10 protein-coding genes are annotated in these 11,308 nt (G+C 72.3%); 1 reads left to right on the forward strand and 9 read right to left on the reverse strand.

All coding sequences use genetic code 11. The annotated features are described in order from the left end of the window. Positions 1-182: 182 nt before the first annotated feature. Complete coding sequence (locus HF526_RS33435; protein WP_169385662.1) at positions 183-1,136, reverse strand: D-alanine--D-alanine ligase; 954 nt, start codon at positions 1,134-1,136, stop codon at positions 183-185. Between the two features lie 72 nt (positions 1,137-1,208). After that, complete coding sequence (locus HF526_RS33440) at positions 1,209-2,537, reverse strand: aminotransferase-like domain-containing protein (RefSeq protein ID WP_239029472.1); 1,329 nt, start codon at positions 2,535-2,537, stop codon at positions 1,209-1,211. A 240-nt stretch (positions 2,538-2,777) separates the two neighbouring features. Here HF526_RS33440 and HF526_RS33445 point away from each other — a divergent pair, with 240 nt between their 5' ends. Then, entirely contained in the window at positions 2,778-3,431 is a 654-nt protein-coding gene (locus HF526_RS33445; RefSeq protein ID WP_169385663.1) for a GNAT family N-acetyltransferase, read from the forward strand. Positions 3,432-3,531: 100 nt separating this feature from the next. Here the strand turns inward: HF526_RS33445 and HF526_RS33450 are convergent, their stop codons facing one another. The 7 genes from HF526_RS33450 to murJ all read right to left on the reverse strand — a co-directional run bounded on the left by HF526_RS33450 (position 3,532) and on the right by murJ (position 11,255). Next, on the reverse strand, positions 3,532-4,707 hold the full coding sequence (locus HF526_RS33450) for an N-acetylmuramoyl-L-alanine amidase (RefSeq protein ID WP_169385664.1): 1,176 nt from the start codon (positions 4,705-4,707) through the stop codon (positions 3,532-3,534). Positions 4,708-4,903: 196 nt separating this feature from the next. Continuing rightward, positions 4,904-5,233 (reverse strand): thioredoxin, encoded by a 330-nt coding sequence (gene trxA, locus HF526_RS33455; RefSeq protein ID WP_169385665.1) that lies wholly within the window; start codon positions 5,231-5,233, stop codon positions 4,904-4,906. Positions 5,234-5,306: 73 nt separating this feature from the next. Further along, the gene (gene trxB / locus HF526_RS33460; RefSeq protein WP_169385666.1) at positions 5,307-6,305 is read right to left on the reverse strand and encodes a thioredoxin-disulfide reductase; all 999 of its coding nucleotides are present in this window, start codon (positions 6,303-6,305) and stop codon (positions 5,307-5,309) included. Between the two features lie 138 nt (positions 6,306-6,443). Continuing rightward, a complete protein-coding gene (locus HF526_RS33465) occupies positions 6,444-7,169 on the reverse strand; it encodes a hypothetical protein (RefSeq protein ID WP_169385667.1) in 726 nt (241 codons plus the stop codon). After that, entirely contained in the window at positions 7,166-7,717 is a 552-nt protein-coding gene (gene sigM, locus HF526_RS33470; protein ID WP_169385668.1) for an RNA polymerase sigma factor SigM, read from the reverse strand. The genes HF526_RS33465 and sigM overlap by 4 nt, the downstream gene beginning before the upstream one ends. Positions 7,718-7,791: 74 nt before the next feature. Continuing rightward, positions 7,792-9,471 (reverse strand): protein kinase family protein, encoded by a 1,680-nt coding sequence (locus tag HF526_RS33475; protein ID WP_211178181.1) that lies wholly within the window; start codon positions 9,469-9,471, stop codon positions 7,792-7,794. A 59-nt stretch (positions 9,472-9,530) separates the two neighbouring features. Further along, positions 9,531-11,255, reverse strand: coding sequence for a murein biosynthesis integral membrane protein MurJ (murJ, locus tag HF526_RS33480; RefSeq protein WP_420821680.1), 1,725 nt, complete (start codon positions 11,253-11,255; stop codon positions 9,531-9,533). Positions 11,256-11,308: the final 53 nt, after the last annotated feature.

Raw genomic sequence — 11,308 nt, forward strand, 5'->3', positions numbered from 1 at the left:
CAGTGCAACGACAGCAGTGCAACGACAGCAGTGCAACGACAGCAGTGCAACGACAGCAGTGCAACGACAGCAGTGCAACGACAGCAGTGCAACGACAGCAGTGCAACGACAGCAGTGCAACGACAGCAGTGCAACGACAGCGCGAACGGGATCGCCGTCCCATCGGCTCGGCGCAGGGCCGGTCAGCCGCGGGACCGCTCCACCGCGCGTTCGACGAGCGTCGCGAACAGCCGGCCCAGGTCCATTCCGGCTGCGGCCACCGCGGTCGGCAGCAGCGAGGTGTCGGTGACTCCGGGCGAGACGTTCACCTCGAGGATCTGAACCCGCCCCTCGGTATCCACCACGGCGTCCATCCGAGACAGGTCCCGCAGGCCGAGGAGGTGGTGCGCAGCCAGTGCGGTCTCACGCAGCAGGTCGAGCATCGCGGCATCGAGTCGGGCCGGGCAGTGGAACTTCGTCGCGCCGGGCGTGTAGCGCGCCGTGTAGTCGTAGATGCCGCCGTGGGCCTCCACCTCCACCGGCGGCAGCGCTCGCGGCTCCGGGCCGTCGTGCACCACGGACACGGCCACCTCGGTGCCGGCTACGAAGCGCTCGGCGAGCACGGTGTCGGCGTAGGCGAGGCAGCTGACCATCGCGGCGGGAAGGTCCGTCGCGTTCGACACGACCTGCGCGCCGAGCGCCGAGCCACCCTGGTCGGGCTTGAGCATGAGCGGCAGGCCGAGCCGCTCGACCATCGCGTCGAGGACCGCCTGAGCGCCGAGTTCGCGGAAGGTGGCGTGCGGCAGCGCGATCCAATCCGGGGTGTTCAGGCCGGCACGGGCGAACTCGGCCTTCGCGGTGGGCTTGTCCCAGGCGCGGCGGCATGCAGGTGCGGGAGTACCGACGAACGGCACATCCAGCAGTTCCAGTACCGCCTGGATCGCGCCGTTCTCCCCCTCGCCACCGTGCAGCGCGATCACGACGGCATCCGGGCGCTCGGTGCGCAGCCGCTCGATCAGCGCGGCGTCGGCGTCCCATTCCCGGACGGTCGTGCCGACCGCGCGCAGCGCACCCGCGAGGCGGCGGCCCGACCGCAGGGACACCTCCCGCTCATGGGACAACCCACCGGCCAGTACCGCGACGGTTCGTTCGCTCACCCGGGCATTCTGCGCCATGCCGGTGCAGCGGGCGCACCCCACTCGGTCGCGCAGGAAACCGCGACCCGCGGGTCAGGCCGTGTCGGGCGAGGGACTCTGCGGCCCCCGGCTGACGGCCGGTGGCGTCGGCGTGAGGCGCGCGGGCGAGCCGAACGTCCGCATCACGTCGAGCTCGGCCTCCAGCACGCCGGCCAGTCGCCGCACGCCCTCGGTGATCCGCTCCGGCGTCGGGTAGCAGTAGGACAGCCGCAGCTGCCGGCTCCCCAGCCCGTCGGCGTAGAAGCCGGTGCCGGATGCGTACGCGACCCGTGCGGTGACCGCCCGCGGCAGCATCGCCTTGGTGTCCACGCCTTCGGGAACGGTGAGCCAGACGTAGAAACCGCCGTCCGGGGTCGTCCAGCTGCACCCGTCGGGCAGGTAGGTCTCCAGCGCCGCAAGCATGGCGTCCCGACGGTCGCGATAGGCCTCGGTGAACGTCTTGATCTGGCTGCGCCAGTCGTGCCCATCGAGGTACCGCGACACGAGCATCTGGTTGAAGCTGGGCGGGCACAGCGTGGCTGACTCGGCGGCCAGAACGAGCCGGTCCCGGACCGCAGGCGGTACCAGCGCCCAGCCCACCCGCAGGCCCGAGGCGAACGTCTTGGAGAACGAACCGAGGTAGATCACGCCGGGATCCATGGACCGCAGCGCGGGGTACGTCCGCCCGGAGAACCCGAGCAAGCCGTACGGGTTGTCCTCGACGACGCCGACGCCGTACCGCGCACAGATCTCCAGCACCTCGGTCCGGCGCTCGACGGCGAGCGTCACGCCGGCGGGGTTGTGGAAGTTCGGGATCGTATACAGGAACTTCGGCGTGATCCCCTTCGCGGCGAGCGTGCGCAGGGCGTCGCGCAGCGCGTCGGGATCGAGGCCGTGTTCGTCCATCGCCACGTGCACGACCCGGGCCTGGTAGGCGGCGAAGCTGCCGAGCGCCCCGACATAGGACGGACCCTCCGCCAGGACGACGTCACCCGGGTCACAGAAGATCCGGGTGACGAGGTCCAGCGCCATCTGGGAGCCGACGGTGACGACGACATCGTTAGGGTCGGCGTTGATCCCCTCGAGCCGCATGACCTCGCAGATCTGCTCGCGCAGCGCGGGCACGCCCTGGGCGGAGCCGTACTGCAGCGCGACCTGGCCCTCGCGCGCGACGAGGTCGGCCACCTCGACCGACAGGGCGTCGAGGGGAAGGGCGGCGAGGTTGGGCATGCCACCCGCGAGCGAGACGACCTCCGGCCGGCTCGCGACCGAGAACAGCGCCCGGATCTCCGACGCCGTCATACCGGCGGTCCGCACCGCGAAGCGCTCGGTCGGCGGCACCACCGGGTGCGCTCCCCCGGCCTCGGTGCCGGCGACGGGCAGCTGGCGTTCGGGCTCTGCTGGGCTCGGGACTGGCACGGGCGGACCCTCCCCGGGCTCGCGACGGATGACAACCGGACCGAATGAGTGTAACCAGGTCGAGGGAAGACCCTGCCCTTCGGCGAGGCTGAGACGCCGGTCGCAGCAGATGGGGTGTCGGGGCGGTCCTGTATCGATCTAAGCTCGGGTGTCGGCGCATCGGGCGGCGGCGATCGACATCACCTTCAGCCGCCGGAGGTCGCCTTGTCCTGGCACGTGGCGGGCATCACTCTGGACAACCTGGACGAGTTGCCCAAGCGCTGTCGCAGTTGCGTGTTCTGGGAACTCTCCGATCACCTCGGCAAGCAGGCGGTCGAGTTCGGGTCGACGGACCTGGAGAAGGAGGCGTGGGTCTCCGGCGTGCTCCTCGAGTGGGGCTCCTGCGGGAGGATTGTCCACGTGCGCGGGGTCCCGGCCGGCTACGTGATGTACGCGCCCCCCTCCGCGGTGCCGCGGGCCGCGGAGATGCCGACCGGTCCGGTGAGCGCCGACGCGGTGCTGCTGACCACGATGCAGGTGATGCCCGAGTTCGCCGGTGAGGGGCTGGGCCGAATGCTCGCCCAGGCCGTCGTGAAGGATCTGACCCGGCGCGGGGTGAAGGCGATCGAGGTCTTCGGTGACGCGCGGCCGGGCACGGAACCGAGTTGCGTGGTCCCGGTGGAGTTCCTGCGCGGGGTGGGCTTCAAGACCGTCCGCCCCCATCCGCGGTGGCCCCGGCTGCGCATGGAACTGCGGGCGGCCATGACGTGGAAGGAAGACGTCGAGGCGGCGCTGGAGCAGATTCTCGGCTCGGTGACGATCCCGATGCAGGCCGCGGCCCCGGTGGAGCCCCAGGTGCCGGCCCGGGCGAACTTCTGATCGCGACTCGAACGCCGCGCTGTGACGATCTGAGGGCGCTCTGTAGCGGCCGCTGCGGGCCCCTCGGAATGCTCCGTGACAGAGGGGCCCGACGAGGCCTCTAAATCGCCCGAGCTTCGTTTCGGCCCAGTTCTCGGGCCAATACATCCGAAAAGGTGAACGTGCCCGTCGGCTGGTCGTCCTGCCCGAGCAGGTACAGCCGCTTGATGCCGACGAGGATGCCCTCCGCAACGACATCGCGGAAGGCGGGGTCGAGCAGCTTGCGCCGGTCGCCGAGGTTGGTCAGGTAGCCGACCTCGACACGCACGGTGGGCATCCGGGTCAGTCGCAGCAGTTCCCACGTCCGCGGCTGGGTGCCGCAGTCGGCCATGGAGGTGCGGATGAGCAGCTCGCGCTGGATGAGGCCGGCGAGCGCCTCCCCCACCGTGGAGGTCGCCCCGGAGCCGTTGCCGAAGTGGAACGTGGCGAGGCCCTGCGCGTGCATGCTGTGGTTCGCGTCGGTGTGCAGCGACAGCACGAGGTCGGCGCCGGTGGTGTTGGCGAACGCGGCGCGCTCGGCCTCCGGCGGGCAGGTGTCCTCCCGACGGGAGAGCAACGCCTCCATGCCGGTGGCCGACATCCGGCCGACGAGCCGGCGGGCCAGGTCCCACATCAGGTCGGCCTCGGTGACCCCGGCGACGGTCACACCGCGGTCGCTGCCCCCGTGCCCCGGGTCGATGACGATGCGCTTGCCGCGCATCCGCGGGCCCGCGCGGCGCAGCAGCTCCTGCTCGCGCAGCAGGCCCGGACGTCCGCCGGTGACCTTGCGGCCGAGCTGGCGCAGCGCGCGCAGGGTCTGCGGCCCGCACACGCCGTCGGGGACGAGGCCGTAGTCGCGCTGGAACGCACGCAGGCCCTGCTCGGTCTGCTCGTCGAACACGCCGCCGGGTCGGCCGGCGTCGTAGCCGAGTTCGAGCAGGCGCTCCTGCAGTGTGACGACGTCGTCGCCGCTCATCGGCGAGGAGATCATCAGTGCCAGCATGCGGTCACCGAGGGTCCAGCTGGCCTCGCGCAACGCGCGGTAGGTGGCCGGACCCACGATCCCGTCGGTGATGAGCCCGCGGCGTTGCTGGAACGCGCGGACGGCGTGCTCGACATCGAGGTCGTAATGGCTGTCTGCTGCGGTCCCGGGGCAGCCGCTGCCGTCGGAGGCGTCGGCCAGCAGGCCGTACCCCCGCAGCATCGCCCGGATCTCGACGACCGCCGGACCGCTGTCCCCGCGGCGGAGCAGCTGCATGCACCCCTCGCTCGATCATCGTTACGCCGCAATGCGGCTGAGTCCGTCCCTGGCGTCATCGTCGGCCAACCCGCGCCGACCGCCGTCTATTGTGCCCTGCCGTGCCGCGACCGGAGGACAGCGGGGCGTGAACAGGCGTGTCCCGGCCGTGATCGACCGGGACACGCGGGGGCGGGCCGGGGTGGCCCCGGCGGCATCAGCCCAGGTAGTCGGCGAGGTCCGACAGCAGGGCGGCCTTCGGCTTGGCGCCGACGATCTGCTTGACCGGCTTCCCGTCCTGGAAGACGATCATCGTCGGGATGGACATCACCTGGTAGTCACGGGCCGTCGCCGGGTTGGCGTCGATGTCCAGCTTGGCCACGGTCAGCTTCTCGCTGTGCTCGCCGGCGATCTCGTCCAGCACCGGGGCGACCATCTTGCAGGGCCCGCACCAGGTCGCCCAGAAGTCGACCAGAACGGTCTTCTCGCTCTTCAGGACGTCCGCGTCGAACGAGTCGTCGGTGACGTCGACGGTGTTGTTGCCCATCAGGAATGTTCCTTTCACACGGATGGTCGAACCGGTCGGGGGCGTCCGATCGGGCGAAGCGATACGAGGAGCGTCAGTTGCTGACCGCGGCGACGTCCGGGCGGGCCGGGGCGTAGCCACCCCCGGCCTGCTCCGGCGGCACCGGGGTCTCGGCGAGCCAGCGCTCGGCGTCGATCGCCGCGGCGCAGCCGGAACCGGCCGCGGTGACGGCCTGCCGGTAGGTGTGGTCGACCAGGTCGCCGCAGGCGAACACGCCCGCGAGCGCGGTCTTCGTGCTCGGCGACGTGACCTTCACGTAGCCGTTCTCGTCGGTCTCCAGGACGCCGCGCACCAGTTCGCTGCGCGGATCGTGCCCGATCGCGACGAACATGCCGGTCACGTCCAGGTCGGACTCCTCGCCGGTGTGGGTGTCGCGCAGCCGCAGCCCGGAGACGCTACCGTCGCCCTTGACCTCGCTGACCTCGGCGTTGGTCTTCCACTTCATCTTCGGGTCGTTCTTGGCCCGCTCGAGCATGATCTTCGAGGCCCGGAACTCGTCGCGCCGGTGGATGATCGTGACCGACTTGGCGAACCGGGTCAGGAAGGTGGCCTCCTCCATCGCGGAGTCGCCACCGCCGACGACGGCGATGTCCTGGTCGCGGAAGAAGAACCCGTCACAGGTGGCGCACGAGCTCACCCCGCGGCCGAGCAGCGCCTGCTCGCCCGGAACGTGGAGGTACCGGGGCGAGGCACCCATCGCGAGGATCACCGCCCGCGAGCGGTAGGTCACGCCGTTGGCCGTGACCTCCTTGATCTCGCCCTCGAGCGAGACGGCCTCGACGTCCTCGGGGCGCAGGTCCGCGCCGAAGCGCTTGGCCTGGTTGCGCATCTGCTCCATGAGCTCCGGGCCCATGATGCCCTCGGCGAAACCGGGGTAGTTCTCGACCTCGGTGGTCGTCATGAGCGCACCGCCGAACTGCGAGCCCTCGAAGACGAGAGGGGCGAGCTGGGCTCGGGCCGCATAGATCGCCGCCGTGTATCCGGCCGGGCCGGACCCGATGATGATCAGCTCGTGCACCGTGTCGGTGGTCACCGCTGGCCTTCCTTCCTCGCCGCTGTGGCTCTGGGACGGTCGGGTTGAGCCCGCCGACCGCCACTCGGTCCGCTCAACACGATCCTAGGAGCGGACATTCCCGCCGCCCGACGACGGTACCTGCGCCGGTGGCGGCGATCACCGGGGCACGATCTGATCGGCGAACAGGGTTCCGGCGTCGGGCCCGCAGCCCGGGTCGACGACGACCAACCGGAAGGACCCCAGGATGCCCGTCGGCAGCACGAGCAGAACACCGGGCCTGCCGTCGAGGACGACCCGGCGCCCGCCCAGCACGGGGCCGGCCGGCGCCCTCACCCCGACGGCCCGCAGGCAGCCGGCCCGGCGGGCCGGGTCCGCGAGCGCCCCGAGGTCGGCGGTACCGGCGGCGGCGGGCCCGGCGGCAGCCAGGTCCCGCGCGCTGAGGGCCAGTACCGGGGTTGCGGTCCCGGCGCCCGGCGAACGGGTGACCAGGGCGCCGACACCTGCAGCCGCGGCCACGGCGAGGACCGCTGCGGCGGCGGCCAGCCACCGGCGGGGAGACCGCCGGTGGGGCCGCTGGACCTCGTGGGCGTCCGTGCCGGGGCTGCGCTGCCCGGAGGGCTGGGCGGGCTGCGGCTGATTCGCGCCCGCCCCGGCGTCCACCTCGTCCAGCGCGGCGGCGATCCGGGAAGCGACGTCGGGCGGCAGGGCCGGGCGTGGCTGCGTGGCGAGCTCGGCCCGGGTGGCGGCCAGGGCGTCGAGCACCGCCGTCGCCCGTGGATCGGCGGCCGCCGCGGCGCGCACCGCGGCGGCCTGCTGCGGGTCGAGCAGGCCGGCGTCCAGGGCGGCGAGGCGTGCCACGTCGGGATCGTTGCGGGAGGTCATGCGTCCACCTCCCGCAGATGGCCCAGCAGCACGGCGAGCCGGGCGCGGCCGCGCGCGCAGCGACTCTTCACCGTCCCCGGAGCGACCTGCAGGATCTCGGCGACCTCGGCCACCGGGTAACCCTGCACGTCGACCAGCACGATCGCCACCCGCTGCTCTGCGGGAAGCAGCGCCAGCGCGTCGTCGACGGCCATCCGCGTGGTCACCTCGAGTACCGGATCCGGGCCGCGGGCGGCGATGTCGCGTTCGGGCCAGGGCACCGTCGGCCGCACCCGCTCCCGGCGGATCCGGTCGATGCACACGTTCACAACGACCCGGTGCAGCCACGCGCTCACCGACGCCTCCCCGCGGTAGCCGTCGATCCGCCGGTAGGCCGCGACCAGGGCTTCCTGCACGGCGTCGGCGGCGTCCTCGCGGTGTCGCAGGGTCCGCACCGCCACACCCCAGAGCCGGTCCCCGTGCCGGCGGACCAGCTCGTCGAAGGCGTGCCGGTCGCCGCCGCGGTGCGCCGCCACCAGCTCGATGTCGGATCGGGGTGTGGCGGACACGAGGCGGAGACTAGGCCGCGGTGACCGTTCCCCGTGGGCGTTCGGCCGAACTCATGCCGCCGCTCGCCGCAGGCTCAGTCGCCGGCCCGCTGGAAGGTGATCTCGTTGATCTCGGTGACGTACTGGTCGTTGCCACCGCTCAGCTTCGTGATCCACACCAGCAGGTGCTGCACCGGCTGGCTCTGGGCCAGCGAGATCTGGGTGACCCCCGAGTTCAGGGTGGCCTGGGCGATCGGCACCGTGTCCGCGAAGTCGGCGTCGGCACTGGGCGCCGAGCGGATCTGCACGATCGTGCCGTCGCTCGGGGAGTCGATCGACAGGCTGGACAGCTGCACCGGCGACACGAACGAGGCCATGACCCCGACGCCGGGCTTGAGCGTCGGGAACTGCTGCTTGTAGATGTAGGTGCGCCAGCTGGTCGTCGGGTCGCCGTCGATCACCCGGGAGATCCGCCCGGCGTTGTCCTTGTCGCCGGTGTTGTCGTAGACCTCGACGGTGGCCGGCTGGATGGCCGTCGACCCGCCGACGGGTGCCGGTGCCGGAGCCGCCGCCGGTGCGGCGGGCGGCGCGGCCGAGTTGCCCACGACGATCCGCGGCCCGCCGGAATCGCCGAACAGCGAGCCGATCTGGACTCCCAGGTAGCCGAAGACGATCAGCATGCCGGCACCGAGGACGCACAGTCCGATCGCGAGCTTGCGGCGCCGCTCCGGGTCGACCGGGCGCACGGCCCGTCCCTCGTCCTGCCACACGTCACCCGGCGCGGACGGCACCCCGTCGTGCACCGGCGGGAACAGGGCGGCACGGTCGTCCTCGGCCACCACCTCGGCGAGCAGTTTGTGCACGGCGGCCGCGGTGTGCACGCGGCCGGGAGCGCCGTCGGAGCCGAGCGTTCCGCTGGTCAGCGCGTCGAGCTCCACGGGCACGCCCGGGCGCAGCGTGGACGGGGCCGGGTAGTTTCCGCCCTCGCCGGGGACGGCGGCGCCCAGGCCGGCCTGGGCGGCGTCGCTGCCCGACAGCGGCCAGCGCGAGGTGAGCAGCGCGTACAGCACCGCACCGAGGCCGCGCACGTCGTCAGCGGGTCGCACGCCGGGGCGGGGCAGCACGAACGCCAACTGCGCGCGGCCGTCCGGGGTGACGCGGATGCGCTGCGGATGGTCACAGCCGAGCACCAGGCCCTGCCGGTGCGCCGCCTCCGCAGCGGCCGCGAGCGGCTCCACCATCCGGGCGGCGGCCAGCGGCTTGATCAGCCCGGCCGTGATCGTCTCGCCGAGGCTGCGCCCCGGCACCCACTCCGCCACCGCGGCACCGAGTACGTCGTCGGGGATGCCGGATGCACCGGGGGCGAGCACGTCGAGCAGCCGGGCGCAGCCGTGGTGCTCGAAGCACCCGGAGCGCAGTGCGCGGACGATCATCTCGCCGGCCCGGGTGGCGCCCTCGGGGTCGTCGGAGTGGGGGTCCGGGGCGAGCCGGCGCAGCAACGTGATCGCGACGTCGCGCTGCAGGATGGTGTCCTCGGCCCGCCAGAACTCGGCGCCCGCGGCGAGCTCGGAGCCCACGCGGCTGATCAGGCGATAGCGGTCGGCGAGGACCGATCCGGCCGTGGTGTCCGCGGACGTGGGCGCGGACGGTGAGGCGGGGCGCTTCGGGCGCGACGTGACCTCGTCGGCGGGGCGGGTCTGCTCGGGCACCTGAGCGGTCGCTGCCTGGCCGAGGCTGCGCGTCAGTGTGGGCCCTTGTTCCGTCTGCCCGCCCACCGCGCTGACCTCCCCCTCAACAGCCGCCCGGATCCCGTCCACCCCGCACGCAGCCTACGTCAGGCGGACGTTTCACGACGAGGTTTGCGGCTCCCGGCGAGCCGGGCGAGTCGGCGCCACAGCGGCGCGAGCTCACCGGTCCGCAGCAGTCGCATGGCCAGCAACGTCACCGGCGTCATGACCACGACCGCGACCACCAGGGTGATCCATGCACGTGGCACCGGGGTCCAGTCCCGCATCGGACCCGCGGTGAGCAGCGCGGCCGCGCCGGCCGCGGCCAGCGCGGCCGCCACCGACGCCAGCATCGTCTTCAGGACAGTGATCAAAATCTCTCCGGTGCGCAGTCGGCCGAGTCGCCGGATGAGCAGGAACTGGCCGAGCACCGCGCCGAAGAGGAACGATGCGCCGTTGGCCGCGGCCAGCCCGAGCACCACGTCCTCCCGCGTGAGCAGCAGCGGGCACGCCAGCAGCATCGGGATCTTGACTCCGACGATGAACAGCTGGATCAGGGTCGGGGTACGGCTGTCGGTGACGGCGTAGAAGACCCGCAGCTGGAGCATGACGATGGCGAACGGCAGCAGTCCGAACGCCGACGCCGCCAGCGTGGCGCCCAGCCGCTCCGCCCCGTCGAGGTTGCCTGCGCGCAGCGCGAACAGCGCGACGCCGACCGACGTGCCGAACACCGTGAGCAGCGCCGAGATCGGGATCAGGAACACCGCGGAGAGCCGGCTGCCCAGCGACAGGTCGTCGATCACGGCGTCCATCCGGCCGTCGGCGGCCGACCGGCTCATCCGGGGCATCAGCGCGGTCAGCAGCGACACGCCCAGCACGCCGTACGGCACCTGCAGCAGCAGCCACGCGTTCGTGTAGATGGCGACGCTGCCCTCGGCGGCCGAGGAGGCCACCCGGGTGGTGACGATGTAACCGGCCTGGCCGATGAGCACGTACGCGACCACCCACAGGGCGAGCCCGCCCGCCGCGGTGAGCCGCGGGTCCCAGCCCCAGACGGGCCGGTAGCGGAACCCGATGCGCCGCATCGACGGCAGCAGCACGACCGCCTGCACCACGATCCCGAGCGTCGTTCCGAGGCCGAGCACGAGCAGCTTGGCGTCGCCCATCCGGACCGGGTCCAGGCTGATCGCCCCCGGCACCAGCGCGTAGACGCCCAGCACGATCAGCACGACCACGTTGTTGAGCACCGGGGCCCAGGCGAACGGTCCGAAGACGCCCTTGCTGTTCAGGATCGCGCCGAGCAGCGCGCCCATCCCGTAGAAGAAGATCTGCGGCAGCAGCAGGTAGGCGAACGCCGTGGCGAGGTCCGGGTTGGCCGTCCCCGAGTCGTCGGAGCCCAGGTAGAGCCGGGTGAGCAGCGGCGCGGCGAGCATGGCGACCGCGGTGGCCAGCAACAACGCCGTCCCCGCGATGGTGAGCAGCCGCCGGGTGTAGGTCTCGCCGCCGTCCGGATCGTGGGTCTGCGCGCGCACCAGCAGCGGGATCATCACGCTGGTCAGCACGCCGCCGAGCAGCAGTTCGTAGACGATGTTCGGCAGCGTGTTCGCCACCGTGTACGAGTCGTTAACCACCGCCAGCCCGAGGACCGCGACCAGCGCGAGCTGGCGCAGGAACCCGGTGACGCGGCTGACCAGGCTGGCCACGGCCATCAGGCTGCTGGCCCGGCCGATGGAGCTCCCCGCGGGCGGCTTCGCCGGCCCGACACGCGGGATCTCGGTCGTCACGGCGTCGATCGGCTCGGTGGGATCCGACCGATCCGGCCACGGGGTCATGGCCGCCGGATCGACACCCGGGGTGGCGGCGCGGGGGGCCCGGAGCCATGGGG

The sequence above is a fragment of the Pseudonocardia acidicola genome (genome assembly GCF_012911935.1).
GTDB classification, from domain to species: domain Bacteria; phylum Actinomycetota; class Actinomycetes; order Mycobacteriales; family Pseudonocardiaceae; genus Pseudonocardia; species Pseudonocardia acidicola.